The 21,778-nt window shown below is 49.4% G+C and carries 9 protein-coding genes; 2 read left to right on the plus strand and 7 right to left on the minus strand.

Going from position 1 to position 21,778, the window contains the following annotated elements; all coding sequences use genetic code 11:
• The 7 genes from IPF95_13815 to IPF95_13845 form a co-directional block, all read right to left on the minus strand.
• Positions 1-951, minus strand: coding sequence for a type IX secretion system membrane protein PorP/SprF (locus tag IPF95_13815; protein MBK6475761.1), 951 nt, complete (start codon positions 949-951; stop codon positions 1-3).
• A complete protein-coding gene (locus IPF95_13820) occupies positions 948-7,688 on the minus strand; it encodes an HYR domain-containing protein (GenBank protein MBK6475762.1) in 6,741 nt (2,246 codons plus the stop codon). Before IPF95_13820 ends, IPF95_13815 begins: the two co-directional genes overlap by 4 nt.
• A gap of 381 nt (positions 7,689-8,069) precedes the next feature.
• On the minus strand, positions 8,070-13,259 hold the full coding sequence (locus tag IPF95_13825) for a T9SS type A sorting domain-containing protein (protein MBK6475763.1): 5,190 nt from the start codon (positions 13,257-13,259) through the stop codon (positions 8,070-8,072).
• 413 nt (positions 13,260-13,672) lie between these two features.
• Entirely contained in the window at positions 13,673-14,080 is a 408-nt protein-coding gene (locus tag IPF95_13830; GenBank protein MBK6475764.1) for a DUF1987 domain-containing protein, read from the minus strand.
• A gap of 2 nt (positions 14,081-14,082) precedes the next feature.
• Complete coding sequence (locus IPF95_13835; GenBank protein MBK6475765.1) at positions 14,083-14,619, minus strand: hypothetical protein; 537 nt, start codon at positions 14,617-14,619, stop codon at positions 14,083-14,085.
• 2 nt (positions 14,620-14,621) lie between these two features.
• Entirely contained in the window at positions 14,622-17,168 is a 2,547-nt protein-coding gene (locus tag IPF95_13840) for a SpoIIE family protein phosphatase (protein ID MBK6475766.1), read from the minus strand.
• On the minus strand, positions 17,165-19,186 hold the full coding sequence (locus IPF95_13845) for a TonB-dependent receptor plug domain-containing protein (GenBank protein MBK6475767.1): 2,022 nt from the start codon (positions 19,184-19,186) through the stop codon (positions 17,165-17,167). Before IPF95_13845 ends, IPF95_13840 begins: the two co-directional genes overlap by 4 nt.
• A gap of 217 nt (positions 19,187-19,403) precedes the next feature.
• On the opposite strand from IPF95_13845, the gene rimO reads away from it, so the two are divergent.
• Complete coding sequence (rimO, locus tag IPF95_13850; GenBank protein MBK6475768.1) at positions 19,404-20,735, plus strand: 30S ribosomal protein S12 methylthiotransferase RimO; 1,332 nt, start codon at positions 19,404-19,406, stop codon at positions 20,733-20,735.
• Positions 20,736-20,771: 36 nt separating this feature from the next.
• Entirely contained in the window at positions 20,772-21,767 is a 996-nt protein-coding gene (locus tag IPF95_13855; GenBank protein ID MBK6475769.1) for a gliding motility-associated C-terminal domain-containing protein, read from the plus strand.
• Positions 21,768-21,778 lie beyond the last annotated feature (11 nt).

A 21,778-nucleotide genomic window follows, 5' to 3' on the forward strand; every position in this document is an offset into this window, starting at 1 on the left:
TCAGAAATAGCGGGGTGAACGAACGCGTTCGCGCGAGAATACCGGATCGTAGCTGAGCATGATCTCGTGTGCACCGTTAGCTCTGCGGTTCAGCTTGGATATACCGAAGTCGTATGCGTATCCGGCTCTGAACTGGTCCGTGATCTGAAATGAGAAGATCCCGGTTACACTATCACCATTCCGGTAAGCAGCTCCTACCCACATTTTTTCCATGAAGAGGAAATTCGCGGAAACATCAACGCTCAGTGGTGCTCCCTCGGTCATTCGGATCATTGTGGCCGGTTTGAAGATCACCGTTCCCAATGGAAATACATATCCGGCCGTTAAGAATCCATGTGTCGCTTCTTTGCTTAATTGCGTAACGACACCGTCGGTATTGATCTTGCCCATGTAATTTCTCAGTAGTTTTGGTACTGATAGACCCACATATCCCTTTTTGGACCAAAGAAATGCTCCGAAACCGAAATTGGGGAGGATCTTTCCACTCTGGTCGTTCAGAAATGTTGGATCGTTCGGGTTCGTATTCTCAACTTGGGTATTTGCGATCTGTGCGTGATTGAAACCAGCGCTGAGACCTAAGGCCAATCGCGTTTTGTTCCTGAAGCGCATGCGGTAAGCGACGTCGCCAAAGAAACTGGTCGTGGTCGATCGCCCGATCTGATCATACGTTAGGCTCGCTCCAGCACCCAATGTTTGTCGGTTTATTGGTGCATGGCCCGAGAGCGAATGTGTGGTAGGTGCACCTTGGATAGCAGCCCATTGGATCCTGGAGATCGCCGTTACGTTCAAAACATCCGAACTTCCCGCATATCCAGGGCTGATCGGCATCATGTTCCACATGTACATGCTGTACATCGGATCCTGCTGCGCCTGCGCAAGCTGCGCGAGCAAAAGTGCCGGAACGAGCCAGAACAATTTGCGCAGTACGAGATACTGGTTAATCGGTTTCATTTGTTCAGTTGTATGTAGCCCGTGCGGGTTTCACCATCTCCGAGTTCAAGTATGTAGAAGTAGTTCCCGGTTGGCAGATCGCCTGGAAGTGTTCCTTCGTTCACTTGTCCGTACCAATCGTTCAGGTAAGGTGCTGCGCTGAACAGTTTATTTCCCCAACGGTTGAATACGATTACGGTGTTGTTCGGGAACTCACGCAGTCCCTGGATCTCCCAAGTATCCGCAATGCCATCACCATTCGGCGAGAAGCCCGCTGGGATCACCAATGGTTTCACAGGTTGTTTCACGGTTACTTGCGAAGTACACGAGCTCGTATTTCCACTTGCATCGGTAACCGTAAGTACCACCTCGAAGGTTCCTTCCTCACTGAAGTATTCAATGCTACTGCTGTATACCAGGTCTCCGCTTCCACAGTTATCCAACGTGCCACCGTCCATCTGGATACCTGTGAGCGTGGCACTTCCGAAGAAGTCCATGAACACTGTAATATCCTGACAGATGACGTTCGGAGTTATAGTATCGAGTACGGTTACTTGGGCAATGCAGGAAGCCATATTTCCTTGGTCATCCGTCCCGGTGAGCGTTATCTGGTTGCTGCCGAGGTGGCTGCAATCGAAGACAGTTTGACCCGCTACTAGACTTTCCATAACACCGTTGTCATATGACCCGCCGTCGATGTCATTTGCGGTGATCGTTGCATTTCCGTTCGGATCGATTTGGATCGTCGTTGGTTGGCACAGAACTACTGGTGCTACATCATCACCAACAGTGACGACAGCAGTACAATTACTGCTATTCCCGCTTGGGTCGGTCACTGTAAGAACAACACTGTATTGGCCTACTTCAGTGAAGGTATCCTCATTGATCGCATAACCCAATGTTGCACTGGAGCAGTTATCGAAGGTGCCATTATTGACATCAGTAGATGTGATCGTTGCAATACCTTGTGAGTTCAATGCAATGGAAATGTTCTGGCAGACCACTGTTGGAGCGATCGTATCCAGGACCGTCACTACAGCAGCGCAGTCATCTGTATTACCACCCATGTCCGTCACACTTAGCACTACGGTATTCGCACCGAGGTTACCACAGTTGAAAACGTTCGGCGATGCTATTATAGTCGCAAGGCTATCGTTATCGAATGAACCACCATCGATATCATTTCCTGTTATTGACGCGCTACCGGTCGCATCCACGTAGATGGTGATCGGTTGGCATACCGCATTTGGTTGAATGTTATCGACCACAGTGACCGTAGCTACACATGAATTGGTATTCCCGCTGGCATCAGTTACGGTAAGGGTAACGTTGAAGACACCCGCATTCGGGAATGTGTACTGGCTTAGGCTCAAGGTAAGGTTGCCCAAACCGCAGTTATCCGTGCTCAGGCCACCGATCTGCAGTCCTGTTACAGAAGCATTACCGGACGGGTCAAGCGTAACGCTCACATTCTGGCAGACAGCCGTTGGTGCAATGGTATCCAATACGGTCACTATCGCGGTACAGAAAGCACTGTTGTTCGCTTCATCGGTCACGATCAAGGTCACATTGTTCGCACCCTGATGGCTGCAGTTGAAGTTGTATTGTGAAGCTGTCATGCTCACGATCGTACCGTTGTCCGTGCTACCACCATCGATATCATTCGCGGTGATGACAGATGTTCCAGCGCCGCTCAGATAGATCGTGGTGTCGTTACAGAGTGCAATTGGTGTAGTGAAGTCGTTTATTGTCGCCATGCTTACGCAGTAGCTAACGTTACCACTTGCATCCGTTACGAACAAGGTATCCGGGAACGTGCCCACGTGTTGGAATACGGTCCGGCTGATGGTGAATGTTGACCCAGTGCAGATATCCGTGCTACCGTTGTTCAATTGCGACGGCATTACGGTAACCTGTGCATTCAACGTGTTCGGCAGGGTGTAGGTAACGTTCTGGCAGATCGCCGTAGGTGCAATGGTGTCTATTGCGGTCACGGTCGCATCACAGGTTGCTGTATTACCATACGCATCGGTCGCGGTCAATGTGACGTTGTTCGCTCCGGTCGTACCGCAATTGAATGTTGTTTGGCTGGCGCTGAAAGTGAGCCCACCACACGCGTCAGAACTACCGTTGTCGAGATCCATCGCATTGATCGTAGCATTTCCAGTTGCGTTCAAATACGTTGTCACGTTCTGGCAAACAGCGATAGGCGCAACCGTATCCTGAACGGTCACAATGCTCTGGCAAATGCTTACGTTACCATTGTTATCCGTTACGGTCAGAGTAACCGTGTTCGCTCCTGTGTTGGTGCAATCGAAGCTGGTCATATCAGCACCGATCGAGGCAATGCCACAAGCGTCGTTGCTACCGTTGTCGATATCTGCCGCAGTAATGCTTGCGTTCCCGGTCGCATCCAACTGTACGGTGATGTTCTGACAAATAGCCGTAGGTGCAGCATTGTCTTCTACGGTAACCGTTGCGCTGCATGTGTTACTATTTCCACTCTGGTCGGTCACTGTCATTAGGACCGTATTCACACCTAGGTTCGTACAATTGAAGCTGTAGATGTCGAGAGCAAACGTGGTGATCGCACAATTATCGAAACTTCCATTATCGAGCTGTGTTCCTGAAAGAACAACGGTTCCACTTGCATCAAGTTGTACGGTGATGTTCTGGCAGGTCGGGGTAGGTGATATCGTGTCAATAACAGTTACGGTTGCAACACAGAAACTGGTATTGCCACTATCGTCGGTAACGAATAGCGTATCGCTATTAGCGCCGAAATGACCACAATCGAATGCAAGTTGGCTGGCATGCCGATCGAAAATTGCACCGTTATCCGAGCTGCCACCATCCAAGTCCGCAGGTATGATGCTTGCTGTGCCATTTGAATTCATGAACAGTGTTGTGTCTTGGCAAACGGCATCCGGCGGGCTATTGTCGATAACCGTTACGATCGCATCACAGGTGCTTGCGTTTCCGCTTGCATCCGTAACGGTCAAGGTCAGGGTGTAGTCGCCAATAGTGGAGAATGAGGCCTGGCTTGCGATGTACGTAAGCTCAGCTTGTGAGCAGTTATCCGTGCTACCTCCGTCGATATCGGCATCCAGGATGGTGGCAATATTAGGGTTACCCGACAAGCTCACTGTGATATTCTGGCAGATGGCAACAGGGTTGATGGTATCGATGACCGTTACGATGGCAGTGCAAACATCACTGTTGTCGCTGTCATCGGTTACGGTGAGATCCACGTTATTCGAACCTATATCATCACATGTGAATACGGTTTGGCTGGCAACGATCGATGAAATATCACAATTGTCCATTGATCCACCGTCAATATCTGTCAAGGCGATCGAAGCATTACCGGTACTGTTGAGATAGATCGTCGCAGTTTGGCACGCGGCAACCGGAGGTTCATTGTCAGTAACAGTTACCAACTGAGAGCAGGTCGCTGTGTTCCCGTTCGCATCGGTAGCGGTCCATATAACGGTGGTGTTTCCCAACGGGAATGCAACTGGAGCATTGTTAGTTGTTGTGGTACCAGCACAATTATCGTTCAGCAACGGGGCTCCAAGTGGAACTCCAGTGGCAGTGCAACCAGTGTTCGTGGTCGTGAATACCGTAGCAGGGCAAGTGATCGATGGTGCACTATTGTCTTGTACTGTTACTGTTGCTGTACAGGTTGAAGTGTTTCCGCTTCCGTCCGTTACGCTCAGTATTACCGTGTTTGTTCCTACATCAGCACATGTGAACGTGGTTCGGTCAAGTGCTACACTGGCGACGCCGCAATTATCGGTACTTCCGTTGTTTATCTGCGCAGCAGTGATAGTGTCATTGCCGGTAACGTCCAACTGTACTGTTACATTCCGGCAAACAACTGTTGGTCTGATCGTATCCTTCACCGTGACCACGGACAAGCAGATGTCGTTATTTCCGCCGTCATCCGTTACGATAAGCGCCACATTATTGGCCCCAAGGTTATTGCAATTGAAGTTTGTCTGGCTTGCCGTGTAGCTGGCGATGTGCCCGTTGTCAGTGGAGCCACCATCTAGCTGTTGACCGGTTATGGTAACAGAGCCTGCACCGTTCACGAACACGTTGATGTTCTGGCACACAGCGATCGGCGGAATATTGTCGGTCACCGAGCAAGAAACAATGCATGTGTCTGTATTGCCGACATTATCGAAAACGATCAAGCTTACGTCGTGGTTGCCAACAACGTTGAAAGAGTCCGGTTCTACGACCATGGAGGCCATGGCACAGTTATCCGTGCTGCCATTATTGATCATGACCGGTGTGAATACTGCCCATCCATTGGCATTCAAGCTCGCGGATGCGGTCTGGCAGATCGGTACAGGCGCTTCCGTGTCGTTGACGGTTACGGTGAATGAACAGCTCGTCGTAAGGCCAACATCATCTGTTGTTTCGTAGGAGACAGTGGTTGTTCCCAACGGGAATGTCGACCCAGAGGCTGTTCCGACCGAAGTCATACTGGTTGTTGTTCCAGGACAGTTATCGGTTCCAAAGGGTGCTGCATAATTCACTATGGCACCGCAGATACCTGCACTGTTACCAACAACGATGTCAGCAGGATAAGTTATTTCCGGGTTCTCTGCGTCATTCACTATTACTGTGAAGGAGCATGAAGCAAGGTTTCCATCAGCGTCCAATACGTCGTAGGTCACTGTTGTGGTGCCAACTGGGAAGAAGTCTCCGCTACCCAGTGGTGTAGCCAATGCGGTCAATGCGAATACGCAGTTGTCGATACCCTCCGGCTCAGTGTATGTAACCACGGCGCCGCATGAACCCGGGTCGTTGTCCACGATAATGTCCGCAGGGCAAGCGATCGTTGGTACTTCGTTGTCAACAACGGTTATATTGAAAAAGCATTCGGTGAAGTTCCCGTTGGCATCATCAACGCGATAGCTAACGGGCGTAACACCGATCGGGAATGTTGCACCGGACTCAGTGCCTAAGGTGACCATGGTCGTTACTGGGGAAGCACAATTGTCCGTACCAACTGGTGTTGTATAGGTGACAGTCGCACCGCATGTACCAGGGTCATTGTTCACGGTGATGTTACCTGGGCATGTGATCTCGGGAACGATGTTATCCTCAACGGTAACCGTAGCAGTGCATATACTTGTGTTACTGCTTCCATCCCGAACGCTAAGCGTCACGGTGTTCGCACCAACGTTCGCACAGGAAAAGCTTGTCACATCAAGACTAGGTGCATCGATGGCGCAGTTATCAGTTGAGCCATTGTTCACCTGAGCGGTAGTTACACTGGCATTTCCGGAAGCATCCAACTGAATCGTTACATTCTGGCATGTGGCAACAGGCGCTTCTGTATCTTTAACGGTTACAGTGAATGAACAGCTAGTCGTAAGACCGACACCATCTGTTGTTTCATAGGATACAGTGGTTGTTCCCAAAGGGAATATCGAACCCGAGGCTGTTCCGACCGAAGTCATACTGGTAGTTGTTCCAGAACAGTTATCGGTTCCTATAAGAGTTGCATAATTCACTACAGCACCACAAATACCTGCACTGTTGCCAACAACGATGTCAGAAGGGCAAGTAATTGCCGGGTTCTCCGCATCATTCACCGTTATTGAGAACGAGCATGAAGCAAGGTTCCCATCAGCGTCCAATACATCGTAGGTCACCGTGGTAGTGCCAATTGGGAAGAAGTCACCGTTACCCAGTGGTGTGGCCAATGCGGTCAATGCGAATACGCAGTTATCGACACCCTCCGGCTCCGTGTATGTCACTACGGCACCGCATGAACCCGGATCACTATCCAAGGTAATGTCCGCAGGGCAAGTGATGGTTGGTGCTTCGCTATCTACTACGGTTACATCGAAAAAGCATTCGGTGAAGTTTCCGTTGGCATCATCTACACGGTAGTTAACGGGGGTAACACCGATCGGGAATGTTGCACCGGACCCGGTCCCTACGGTGACCATTGCAGTAACAGGCGAAGCACAATTGTCCGTACCAACAGGTGTGGTATAGGTTACAACAGCGCTGCACGTACCAGGGTCATTGTTCATACTGATATTCCCCGGGCACGCGAGTTCCGGAACGACATTGTCCTCTACAGTGATGTCGAAGCTGCACATAGCAGTATTGCCAGTAGCATCGATAGCGGTGTAGGTAACTGTCGTGGTACCCACACTGAACGTGCTACCCGGAGCATGTGATGTAGAGATCGATCCACCGGTACAATTGTCTGAGAAAGTAGGTGCGGTCCATGTAGCAGTTTCGTTACAAGCAGCTCCTGCGGCAATGGATAGGTTTCCGGGGCATCCGGATATCACCGGGTCTTGATTATCCAGAACGGTTATGGTCATAGAGCACGTCTTCGCTCCACTACCATCGTCGGCACTAAAGGTCACCGTCGTTACACCAATGGGGTAGGTGTCGGAAGCATCGGCGGTATTGTTGAAGTCATTGGTCAGCGTATAGGAACCAGAAGAGCTCAATACGTTGGGTACAGGCACGCTAACAGAAGCGGAACAGTTTCCGACAGAAGCAAAACCACTGATGTTCGCTGGGCAGGTAATGGAAAATATCTCCTCACCGTCAGATACAACTTTGCCGTTCTCAGCGAAAGGCGTTGTGTAGCTATTTCGGGCACAAACACCTAATGAAATACCGAGTACTAGTATGATGCATAGAGACGACAGCAGCAGCCTTGACCCTGTTCCCGACTGGCACAGGAAAGACCCATGAATATGAATGCTGTTCATCGTAGATATATACTTCAACCCTAGAGAGTTGTCGTTTTGCATCAAGCGTTAATAGGCCATTTATACGCAGGTGCTTCCAAAGGGTTCACTTGTCGAAAAAAATCGGATCTTGAACGGATGAAACGACCTGTCGGTCGTGGGCGGAGATGAGCCCTCGAAAAGTCACCTACGAGAATTCAAATGGACCAAGAACTGATGACCATATTGTAGTTCATAACTCCATTTAGTCGGTTTAGACCTGATTCTGGATGGTTGAAAGTAAACCTCGAGTTTATACGACCGCGCTCAGTTTGAACGGATGACACGTTCCATTGCTATGAACGCAAGGGTGTCATGGTCTCCATGCCCTTGCTTCCGAAATTGCAGGCGGTTCAGAAGGATCTAGTGTTTGATCCACATCTGTATATGCATTACATGGCCGCGATCCGAGATCACGATCCGATATGCTCCAGTGCTTAGACCACTAGCATCCATATGGAATAGGGGAGCGTAGCCATATTCCGAGATGACCGAACGGCCCATGGCATCGTGGAGCTCAACATTCAATAGGTTCTCCGAAAAGTTCTTGATCAAGATGTTAATGATGCCACCTGACGGGTTAGGATACAAAAGCACATTGTCGTCTTCGGTCGCTTCCGGTCGGTATATGGCGACCACGTTTGATCGATAAATCGTCCCATTACTGTCCAACTGAAGCAAGCGGTAATATGAAGTTCCTGACAATGGAGAGCGATCCACTAATGCGTAGTGTTGCACGCTCAAGGAAGTTCCTGCTCCAGGTGTGTCCAGAATTGGCTCGAAATGTTCAGCATCGACGGATCGCTCGATAACGAAAAGTTCATTGTTTATTTCGCTGGCCGTTGACCAGGCCAGATCAACCACGTCGCCGTTCGGCACGGCGTTGAATGAGATCAATTCGACCGGTAACGGATTCACGCCAAAAGCAGAGGATAGCGTGAATGGACCAAGTTCATTCAACGGACCGATGCTCACAATGGTACCAGCACTCACATTACCTGTAGTACCACCGTTGCTATGATCCTGCCACTGACTTAAAGTAGATGACCACCGTGCGACCTGTAGGTCTATCAGCAATGCTACTAAGCAGTTCGGTGTTGCGGTGGAGCTCCAACTCAGCGTAACATGAACAAGGCCTGATCCCGCTATTCTATCAAGGTCCCAATACTCGCATAGATCCAGATTCTGGATGGTAGGCGTACGTTGTGAATGGGGATAGAATGCATTCGAGTTCAGAGGGTGGTATTCTGCAGAAATTGTAGTAGGAGATGTAGGAGCAGTGATCGCGATCGGCCTATAGAATGAACCATCACCGACCGGAAAAACAAATGGTTGGGCACCAGCCTTCCGAACGGGACCGACAACGTGACTGATATCGCTCATATTCGTTGCACTTGCGGTGGTTTGCAAGAGCAGTAAGGAAGTATTGGTTACGATCCCTTGAATGAAGTCGATGTTGGATCCCACTTCATGGGTACCACTAGTGAAATTCACGCCATTAGCATTGTCGATCACAACGTTGTAGAAAGTTTCTGAAGACGAACATGTAACGTTATTCGCGAGATCACATCCCATGAAGTGGACAGTACTTGTGGTTGCGTTCAAGGAACCTGCGTTCGACCAATTTCCCGTTATTTCCACTTGTACCCCGGCTTGTATGGTCAATGACCTACCAGTACCGATCGAAATACTATGGATAGCGGTATTATTGATGATCACGGGATCCAGTGTGCCTGAATTGATCACAGCATCACGTTTTGTATTCGGAACGCCGTTGCTCCAATTGTCCGGATCATGCCATGAAGTGGTAATGCCGAGCCAAGCCGTATTGCTGTTACTTGGAATTTGAATTGCGTTCGATGTATAGGTACTGTTAGCACATCCGTTAATATCAGGTGTTAATAAGCACGTTACTGCATCGCCAATTGAAGCCATTGCGTTGACATAGGTAGGAGAATTGGTCCCCACATTTGTGCCGTTCAATTGCCATTGATACGTTGGCGAGCTACCTGCATTACTTGCTACAGATGTGAAAACGCTGCCACCTGTATTGCCGATCCTAACATGTGCAAGCGTGGCGCCCATTCCTGCGGTCGAACCATCCACGTAGAGTGGAAAAGTGGGTACAACCGTACTTGAATAGAGCAAAGCACTATTTTGAAAGTATTGTACAGTACCGTTCTTGAGTTCGATACGTAATTCATCACCAGTAGAATACGGGCTCGTTGCTAGGGCTGTACCTCCATTCTCGTAAACCTTGAGTACACCATTTGATCGTAGAACAAATGCATAAGCAATGGAGGTATAGTTCCCGTCAATATCAGCATTGCTTAAGCCGATGGCACGCGACGTATTCGTTTCCTGAACGGTCGTTTCCATGTACCCATTGTTCGGAACGGGCTGCCAAGAGAAGGCATTACCGTTCCAGACCAGATCGTCATTGGTTTTCACAATGTTGTTGCCTGATACGTGATGGTGCAGCAACGTGGTCGAGGCCTGCCAGGTAACATCCGTAACCGTATTGGTACACAAGCTCGGGTCATCTGAGACGGCGATATAAGCTTCGGTCCATGATCCGGAATGGGCATTCTTGATCAAGTACTCCGTGGAGTTTGTGATATACCCACCACATCCGGCAATACCTGTCGTCAGTTGGCATGCCAACAGATCTCCCGCAACCAGTGCGGAATTGGAATAGGTCTGGGTCCCAGAACCCACATTGGCACCATTCAGTTTCCATTGGAATGATGGAGATGAACCGGTTACTGAAGGATCCGTTGCAATGGCGAAGGTCCCGTGCGTACTATTTCCTACGCGCACATTGTCAATGGTGCCACCTACCGTGCGTATTGAAGCATCGACGTATAACGGTAATGAAGGTAATGCTGTGCTGGTGTAAAGTGGAGTTCCGTTCGTATAGTAGCGAACAATGCCATTTTCTAAAGCCAAGCGAAGCACATCACCGGCGGAATGTGATGAAGAATGGACCAGAATTCCACGTTCGAATAATTTTAGAACACCTGTAGCTTCTATTAAGAATGCATGGTCAATGGACAAATATGAAGCGTCAATATCCGAGGAGCTTAGGCCCACGCAACGGGTGGAGGCAGATTCCTGAATAGTGGTTTCCATGTAGCCGTCATCATATACCGCATCCCAAGAGAACCCATTGCTATTCCATACATCCGCGCCGTTCACTTTGATGAGTCGATTCCCTGAGATCTCCGTGAAAGCATCCACGGAAGATCTGCGCCAACTAACGTTGGTGACTGCGACCAGACAAGCTGGAGCAGCAGGGGGGACCGTGATATGGAAATGATCCGGGCTAATTGGTTCATGGGTTGAGATCCGAATAGGGTTCGAAACCAAAGTATTTGTGGAACAACCATTCTGATCAAGTGTGATGTTACATGTAAGCACATCCCCATCAGCGAAAATGGTGTTGGTATAGGTAGGACTATTGATGCCAACATCCACACCGTTCAACTTCCACTGAAAGCCAGGTGAAGCGCCCAACCCACTAGCATCTGCAACAAAGGTGCCTTGTGAGATGTTGGCGATCTTAACGTTGGCCATGGTGCCGGGGATCCGTTTCAATGACATATCCACGTACAACGGCAGTGAAGGTGTTGTTCCACTGAAGTAGATCGGTTGACCATTCTGGTAGTACACGACAACTCCGTTCTGCACTTCAATGCGCAACAGGTCTCCGTTCACATACGGTATTGATGTAGCACGGGGCACACCGCTTTCGAAGACCTGCAGACCACCGACTTCATTTAAGTAGAAAGCGTATTGAATGGACGAATAATGGGCGTTGGCATCCACTGAGCTTAGACCGAACATACGCGCGTTCACTGGTCCTGTAATTGTCGTTTCCATATAGCCATTATCGGCCACGGATTGTAAGGAGAATGCATTGCCATCCCATTGTCCTTCATTACCCTGTTTAGTTGCCGTATTACCTGTAACTACAATACCTCCGTCCAGCGAGGATTCATTCCATCTTGCATCGGCAATAGCGTAAGAACAGCCAGTTGCAGCTGGTGTATTGGCGATATTCAGATCCGCTTTTTGTGAAGGGTCGTGGGCTATTATGGTTATGGTATTCGATGTGAACGCAGTACTCGTGCAAGAAGCCACACTTGGTGTAAGTTCACACGTGATAAAATCGCCATTCATCAACCCACCATTCGTATATGTTGGACTGTTCGTGCCGACAGGAGCTCCGTTCAATATCCATTGGTAGCTAGGCGTGACCCCAGCGTTGTTCGCCACGGCGGTGAATACGCCTTGCTCCAAGTTTCCCACTTTAACGTTCGCAACAGTTGCGCCTGCGTTTCGAGTTGAAACATCAACGTACATCGGTAACGTTGGCGAAACAACACTGACGTGTATCAACGCTCCGTTCTTCAAATACTGTATGCCTCCATTATCAACCGCAATACGGAGCAGATCACCCGTTGCATAGGAGAACACTATTGGAACGGCGGATCCACTCTCGAAAATACGGAGTACCGATCCGGTGTCGAGATAGAATGCGTAGTCGATCGTCTGGTAATCAGCATCCGTATCCACAGCGCTTAGACCCACCATTCGGAATCGATTGGTTTCCTGTGCGGTAGTTTCCATGAAGCCGTTGTTACCCACTGCTTGCCATGAAAAAGCATTACCGTCCCAGGCATTTGTGCTACTTACGTTCGTCAGCGAATTACCATTGATCAGATGCTGTTGGGAGGAGGTTGGCTGTCTCCAGACCACATCGACCAATGACGCAACACAAGCTGTGGAAGCCATGGTCCCTTGGATATGGAACGTATTAGAGAGCGTTGGGTCCCTGTTCTGAAGAACGATCGGATTGCTGGGGATCATTGTTGATGGTACACATCCGTCCGCATCAGTGGTCATATTGCAGGTCAGGATGCTTCCTGCGGTGATCGAAGCGTTTGAATAGCTCGTACTGGAGGCACCCACATTTCCGCCATTCAATTTCCATTGGTAAATGGGCGTAGTACCACCACCGGAGGTGTTCACTACGAAGTTGCCCTCGGTCGGGTTCGCTACTTTAACGTTGGCAACTGTTGCACCGATGTCATAAGTGGACACATCCGCGTAAAGCGGCATTACCGGTGCTTGTGAACTGGTATATAGGACAACACCGTTCTGATAGTAACGCACTTTGCCGTTATCAATGGCAATACGCAGTACATCTCCGGTTGAATAGATCGTAAATACTAGGTTCGCCCCGCCGTTCTCCACGACCCTTAACACCCCAGCGGTGTTCAGAACAAAGCCGAATTGGATAGTGGAATAGCTGGCATTCGCATCAACGGAGCTGATTCCCACCGCTCGTATGGTAGTGGTCTCTTGCGCCGTGGTCTCCATATAGCCATTGTCGCCAATGGATTGCCAAGAGAATGCATTCCCATCCCAGACCCCGGAACTGGAAGCTTTGGTGATGGTGTTGCCACTGGTCGTATTGACGACACTTAAGTTTGTCGCACGCCATACCACATCAGCGATCGCAATTGAACATCCTGAATTGGAATGCAATGCGGCAATATGGTTTTCTGCGCATTGAGCTTGCACGACGCTGGCAGTAATGCAACTAACGGAAATGGCCGAAAGCATCGAAAGCCTGATCCTTTTGGATCTTTCCGTATCGGATGGAATTCGAGCGGAGGCATAAATACGCTGCAGATACAGCGCATGGATCGAACCAATGCACCAAAGCTGAATGTTCCTCAACACAAGGTCAAGGAGCGCGAGAAGGCCTTGGACGAAACGCGTAGATAACCGGGATACCCATTCGAGACCCCGTATTACATCTGAAGGAACAGTTGTGCTGGAGATCTTATAGTACGGATATACCGGCAATATGATCTTATGTCCGTGTCGCTTCATTGTAAGAGCACCATCCCGAACTGTCAAATGGCTTATCGACAGGAGGGACCACGTGAAAGTTGTCAAGCGACTTTCCTATCACTGTTATTTTCGAGCGGTCCTTTGCGTAGGTTCAACTTAATTCCCACCATTTCACTGAAGGTCTCAGCAGCATCGGTCATGAAATCGTCGTCATCTTCGATGTACCAATCCACTTCGAATTCCTTACCTTTTTCGGATTCTTTCTTAACCTCCATAAGCATCATATAGAGTGCTTTGAGTGAGGATGAATTGAAATAAGGCAAGCAGAATTCGAAAACCGAACCGGATCTGATACCCGATATGTTCTCGCGTAACCATTCCAGTACGGGTGTATAGAATTTGCCAGCGTTCTCTGGAATGGAGTGACCAATAACACGGTAAACGCCCTTTTCCGTGTCGAGGAATAGCTCAGGTGTACTGCGAGTTGCGGGTATGTGGAATTGGCTCATTTTCAGGCACGTTTTTGGTCACCGGATAGATCCGTACTCACTTTGCTGGTACACATGAATTCGTTGGGGTCGATAGGGTATACTTCAGCGCTTATATTCTTTCCGACCTTACGGGCGATCTGAAGCATGCCAAGGCCGGCACCACCTTTATCACCGAAACCTTCATTCCTAAGCTGGTCCATAAAGGCCTTAGTGATCTCTTCTGGCGACATCTGGTCAATGCAATGCACGGCTTCCATTAACCGCTTTGCATCAGTTTCTGTTGCTTTGTTCTTAATGGTCACGACCAGGCGGGAGTCTTCTATGTGCCACCTGAAGTCAACATCGTTGCTCGAATTATAGCGTTGAGCGTTATCAAGGAGTTCCAAAGCGATCCCGATCAATTTCTTCAGGTCGTTCCGTTTACCCAGATTGCAGAGCGCAATGCATTTGAGCAGATCAAATAGCTGAACGCGTACATCACTCGTAAGCCGCCCTTTGTATTCGAGCAGGCTTGACGCGGTCTCGGCGCTATTCCGATTATCGTTTATGATATCCATGATCATGCTGCGTAACGCAGTCCAAGGAGTAATACGTCATCTGTCTGCGGAGAGTTTCCTTTCCAGGCCATAAATTCACGTTCCGTATGGTCTTTGACCTGTAAAAGGTCCATGTGGGCTGTATTTGCCAGTAGCTTCACTAATCTCTGCATAGAGAACTTCTTATGGCCTTCCACGCCCCCGAATTGGTGAATAAGCCCATCGCTGAACAGGAACATAGCGTCACCGTTGACCAATTGCATCTCGTGGTGTCTATAACCTTTGTTCCGCTTAAAGTGACTGTCTCCAAGTGGATATACATCCCCTTTGATGCGGATCACCTCGCCATTACGGATCACGATCAGTGGAAGCTGTGCTCCAGAGAACGAAAGTTTGCCTGTATTCATGTCCAAACTGCAAAGCCCAATGTCAAATCCATCATTGTACAAAGCCTGATGACCTCGCGCATCCATTGTTTTCTTCACGTGTTCATGAAGCAGGTCCAGCAGAACACCGCAAGACGCATTCGGGTTCTGTGCCAATAATTCGCTCAAGCCGTAATACGCAATGAAAGTCATCATGGCAGCAGGAACACCATGTCCGGTGCAATCGATGGCAGCAACGAAAACTTTGTTGCCTATCCGTTTTAGGAAGGGTAGGTCACCACTTACGGTTTCCAGTGGTTTGTAGAGCAAGAAACTATCCGGGATCGTATTCCGAAGGTCGGTCTCCGTGGGAAGGATCGCGGATTGGATCGTTTGAGCATAATCCAAACTGCTTTGGATGTTCTGACTCTTCACCGCCAGTTCATCGTTATTGCTTTGGATCAACGTGTTCTGTTCATGGATCGTCCTGTTCTTCTTACGCGTGATGTTCCAAGCCCGAGCCATATACATGGCCAATAATGCCGCACATATCGCGGCAGCTAGGCTGAAGCGTTTTACGGACGCATCATGTTTCTGTTGGATCAACAACGCATCACTTTTGGCTTCGACCAGTTCATTGCGTTGAGTGAGCACATCCATTGCGCTTTCCTGAGCCTTCTGCTCAAATTCCATTTTGCTTACGTTGAGCGCTTGTAACATGCGGCTGTTGTTCAACGATTCGATCTCCCGTTGTTGTTCTACATCCTGAAGTGTTGCTTGTGCCAATTGAAGTTCATTGTAGGCCTTTTCCCGCAAGATCATTTCCTCTCGTCTACCAGCTTCTTCAAGTTGTTTTTCGTAAACGAGAAGGGCCATTTGTTTTTCACGGTTCTCCGCGTCAAGTGCAAGTTGCTTTAGTCGACCTTCTTTGCGTTGTTCGCGATTCAATAGGTCTACCTGCTCACGCTCAATGCGCTGTAGTCGTAGCAATTGAGCATCTCGGTCAGTCTTGGTCTGCGTCGAGGTCAAGGCCAATTTCTGTTCCAGGTCACGTGCCTTCTTATTGAAGCTACGGGCTTCGTTCAGTAGATCGCGTTGTTCGAAAATGTTAGCTAAAAGATCACAGACCACACTTTGTTCCTTAAGGTCCTTATCCTCTTCTGCGAACGTGAGGGCCTCTAATGCGGTATTCTGCGCGCTGACCAAATCGCTTCTGAGAAGTTGAATGGCGGCCTTTGTGCGCAACAGGCGAGGCATTAGTCTCGTGAAGTTATTTGCTCGTGCGGCGATATCTGCTTCTTCGATCAAACGAACAGCGCTTTCCATGTTGCCTCCGGTTGCTTGGGCATGTGCCGCGTTCACTTGCACGCTCAAACGCAGATAGGGGACATCTTCCACAAGTATCAGTCCTTTTCCGAAGGCGATCATAGCCTCCTCGTTCCTTCCGAGTCTCTGATTCAATTCGCCCATGTTGTTGGCGCAGATACCGGACTGAAGCGTTTTGTCCAACGCAACAGCGAGCTTCATGACTTCGACTTCCGTGTCTAGCGCCGCTTGGTTCTGTTTCACTTTGGCTTGTGCTGTGGCGAGCGTTGAAAGCAGATCCAACATCAACTCCCGATCTGCTAGAGCATTCACTTCATTACGTTGATCCTGGCAGTAAGTAATGAGCAGGTCCGGTTTCATGACCATGGCGCGTGCTCTGATGTCTGCACGTATGTAACGCGAACGATCCATTTTGCCTGCCCCTGTTGTAGTTTTTGCCTCCTCTAAATGCTCCAATGCTTTCTGCGGATGACCGGATTCCAAATAGAGCTCCGCCAATTGAACCATTGCGTTCGTACGGATATTGCTGTGGAACGTACCATTGATCATCGTGGCGCGAATGCTAGCTCCGATCGCGTTGTCCAGATCTCCTGTCGCTCTGTGCGCTTCAGCTAGTTCGATCAACGCTTGGGCCAAGGTGCTTTCCAGTCCGTTGCGTTCAGCTTCCGCAGAACCAAGGATCGCGAATTCCACAGCTTCGCTATAATGTCCTCGACCTCGTTCGAATATTGAAAGGTCCAGCAGTCGTTGTGCGCGGTCCTGACCTTGCTTGGACTTTTGCATGTCAGAGAGCATGGAAGCGTAATCCTGCGCATTACCGTATTGCACCGATAGGGTACAAATGGTGGCGAATAGGATTTTTGCTATAGCACGCTTCATTGAATGAACTTGTAGGTAATGCCCAAGGTGTATTCCCTACCGCTTAGAGCGAATGGTGTTGTGTCAGTCCGGACAGGGCCGAGGATCGTCCGTTGAGTATCAGTGATGTTCCTGCATCCAATATCCACAGCTAACCGCATTGAGGCCTTAGGTCGCCAAGTTAGGCCGGCATTTATGATCAACTCAGCAGGCCAAGCGAACAAGGAAGGCTCATTATTTAAAGAGCCGGCAGCTCGGTGTGACCATACTTCGCCGCGATAATTTGCATTGGCCCGTAGCGTGAATGAAGGGTTGACGTCGAATGCGATCACCAACGAACCACGTTGTTCGGGAAGGCCCGTAACACTGTTGGATGAACTATCGGGTAGCTCGGCCTCAGGCGGAGCCATTGCGTTCAATGGTTGGTTGAAACCATAGCTTGCTAACACAGTAGTGCGTTTGGTCTCCCACGATAAACGGAGGTCGAGGCCGTGCGTACCTACGGCGTTCCCGTTCATGTAATTACCTCCGGTACTATCGCTGTATGTGTGAACGATGGGATCTGTGGATCGGGTTTGATATCCGTTGGCTGTGAGCGTTGCGGTCTTGCCGATGCTGTATCCTATCTCTCCTTCAGTGGTCGTAACGTATTCAACGCTTAACGTTCGGTTGTCAGGCCCGTAGTTCAGGTTCATTATGGTAGGCGTTCTGAAGCCCCGGCCCCAAAGCGCCTTCACATGCAAATTGCCGATAGACTTAGTATAGGCAAAACGAGGTGCAAAGAATTCGCCAGCTAGGTTATTGGCCTCAAGGCGGCATCCTGCGATTAGCATACCTGGTTTTCCGAAAACAGCTACCTCAGCGAAAGCGGCTCCATCATTCATTCCAATGGCACGTTCATCGTTCTTGCGGAAGGTCGAATTTTCGCTGCGTTCGTAAAAGGTCGATCGTTGCGTATAGCCCATAATACCAATTCGGCTAGAGAACCATTTAGCCGGTTTGAAGCCGAACGATCCAGTTGCTGATGTACGCCGGTTGTTGGTGTTTCTGCCGAGCCTATCCGGTTCACCGGTGTTCACATAATACCAAGGCAATTGATCGGCGTGGTTCACGCTCCAGGTCAGATCCAACTTCTGGCTCAAGCGCTTTTTACACCCTAAACCGAAAATGACATCGCGGAATTGAACACTGTATGCTGCATAACTTACCCTGAACGTTTCTTCGAGGTAGGTCATGGACGCCTTGAAATTCTTCCAGCGGTAATTGAACAGGAACGTACTGGCCTGTACAGCTGTGCTATCCGCGAAATTCAATAGTGTGCTATCAGGGAGAAGTCGAAGTGCATTTGACCGTCTGCCACGCGTATAGCTGGTCATATAGCTGATCTCACGGTCCCGATCAAGACGGTGTGAACCGCTGACAGTTGCAGTTGTTCGCGTAAAGTCATTTTCGCTGAAACCGGTCTGAACATTAGCGCGTGCGCCTGTTCCTTGATCCGCGTTGCGCGTTACAATATTCACTACACCCAGAGCAGCATAACTACCATGTATTACGGTGCCAGGACCCATGATCACCTCAATACGGTCCACATTGCTAATTGGGATACGGTCACCGATCGCATAAGTGCCGAAGTCATTTTCATTCAATTGACTACCATTCAGCATGAAGAGGCATTTGCCTTCTTCTGCCCAATTGCCGTGTATACCGACCCCGATCACATCATCAGCGTCACGCCCAAAGGATAGCCCTGGGACCATTTGCAATGCCTCATACAATGTACGAGCACCGGCAGCTTGGATCTGGCGCGCTGTAATGATCGTAACATTGGCCGGTGATTCTCGCACATGGCGGCTTTCCAGGTCGGCAATGCTCGTTACAAGAACTGCCTTTCCGCCTTCGCGCGAGATCTCCAGAAGCTGATCAGGGTCATTGAGCAGGACGCGTTCATCAACCACCGTTTGGGCGCAGATATGCGTACTCAGCGTTGCAGCGAGCAGAATGCAACCCCAAATGAGCGTCCGATGTCTGTATGATCTCATACCAAGAGCCTTGCAAATAGTGCGTTGCTCCTGCCATTTAATCGTATTTATCGGTTGGAAGGTTGCATTCGTCGTTGATCGTATGCCTCCTGTCATTCATTGAGGCAGTAAATGATATCAGGAGACGTTTGCGTCACACAGAACCTACATTTGCCGCGCCTTGCCACAGAGAATGGCAATTTTCTGGTCCTAAGTCCCACGCTTACCACAAGATCCAATGAAGGCCCGCACACTTAAAACCACCAAGGTCAACGTCATTACCATGGGGTGTTCTAAGAATACGTTCGATAGCGAAGTGCTCATGGCCCAGTTGAAGGCGAACAACATCACCGTGGATCACGAAAATGATAGTGGGGAGCACAATGTGGTGGTGATCAATACTTGCGGGTTCATTGAGAATGCCAAACAAGAAAGCATTGATACCATATTGAACTACGCGCGCGCAAAGGACGAAGGGTTAGTAGAGAAGGTTTATGTTACCGGATGTCTTAGTCAACGGTATGCTCCGGAATTGAAAGCGGAGATCCCGCAGATCGATGCATGGTTCGGGACGAGGGATCTGCCCCGGCTTTTGAAGACCTTGAAGGCCGATTACAAACACGAGCTGGTAGGGGAGCGTTTACTCACTACGCCGGCCCATTTCGCTTACTTCAAGATCAGTGAGGGCTGTGATCGTAAATGCTCATTTTGCGCGATACCCTTGATGCGTGGCAAGCATATCAGTACACCCATAGAACAGTTGGTCACCAGCGCAAAAGGATTGGCCGCCAAAGGTGTTAAGGAGTTGATCCTTATTGCGCAAGACCTTACGTATTACGGTCTGGACATTTATAAGAAGCGCAATCTCAGTGAATTACTTGCTCAATTGAGCGATGTGGAAGGCATCGATTGGATCCGTCTGCATTATGCGTTCCCTAGTGGATTTCCGATGGATATTCTGGACATGATGAAGGAGCGAAAGAACATCTGCAACTACCTCGATATGCCTTTGCAACACGGAAGCACGAACATGCTTACCCTGATGCGTAGAGGCATAACTCAGGAAAAGACCGAAGCATTGGTGAATAAGATCCGAGACAAAGTACCAGGCATTGCGATCCGCACGACATTGATCGCTGGCTTCCCAGGAGAGAGCGAAGCGGACCATGAAGACAACTTGCATTGGATAGAGCGCATGCGTTTTGATCGGCTAGGGGCTTTCACCTATAGCCACGAGGAGGATACACACGCACACACCATGGAGGATGACGTGCCGGAGAAAATAAAGCACCAACGGGCCAATGAGATCATGGAGTTGCAAGGTGGCATTAGTTTGGAACTGAACCAAAAGCGGGTTGGTAATATCCAGACCGTTCTTGTGGACAAAGCCGAAGGGGACCACTGGATAGCCCGTTCAGAGTTCGACAGCCCCGAAGTGGACAATGAGGTGCTGATCCCCAGAAAGAATTCAAACGGGCCAGTACACTTGCGCTTAGGCGATTTTGTTGATGTTCGGATCACGGAGGCCAATGAGCATGACCTAAGAGCAGAAGTGGTGAACGATCAGTAATCGATCTGATCGAAGTACGAATATCTTTTAATGTTCATGCGCTATTTGTTGGTATTGGTAAGTAGCGCTGTGTTATTCGGGACCAAAGCACAGGACAAGATCTTTGTAAGTACCGATCTCGGTGGGTTATTCCAAGTGGAGCCCAGTACCTGTTACGCTCGGCTTATTGGCTATTCACCTGCAGTATTCTTGGATATTGCGTTCACACCGAACGGTAGATTGTGGGGTATTTTGAATGGAAGCTTGTATGAGATCGATACGACCGATGCAAGCATTGCAGTAGTTGGTAGCACAGCCAATTTCAATACACCCGGATTGGTGGCATTCGATAACGATGTGTTGCTTGGTGAAGAGTTCGGATCACTCTACGGCATTCGTACCAGCGATGGTGTCGCGTGGCCCATCGTGCCGATCGGTTTTCAGGTCTCCGGTGACCTGACCTGGTTCCAAGGATCCTTGTACATCACAGCAATTTCGCCATATCGGCTTGTACGAATGCAGGTAGCCCCGGACTTAAGTGGAGTTTCTGATATTGAAGTAATGGGTCTATTGGGCGGCGGAATAGGCCAATGGTATGGTGCCAATACAACGTTCGTTGCTCCATGCGCCTCCGAACCTTACATCATGCTTGCTTGGGATGGTATTGACATGTACAAGGTATCGCCTTACGATGCGTCAGTGCAGCCATTGTGTTTGGGCATTTTGCCGTACGGCTCGCACGGTGGCGCTTCCATTGCCGAATCGCGAGATATTGATCTGCCTGAACTTGGCATGCCGAACGTATTCACGCCCAATGGCGATGGTAAAAATGATCTTTATGCGCCTATGGATCAAGAATATCCTTGGGCTATGAAAGTATATGACCGATGGGGACAGCTGGTATTTGATAGTAAAGGCAGAAAAGCAGGGTGGTCCGGAAGGAATAGTGCTGGAGAACAATGCAGTGATGGTGTATACTATTACCGCGTGATCATGTTCGATGAATGCAATGGCTCCAACGTACGGACCGGGCATTTATCCTTGCTTCGCTGAACGGTCTAAAT

The organism is Flavobacteriales bacterium (assembly GCA_016704485.1).
Classification (GTDB): Bacteria; Bacteroidota; Bacteroidia; order Flavobacteriales_F; family PHOS-HE28; genus PHOS-HE28.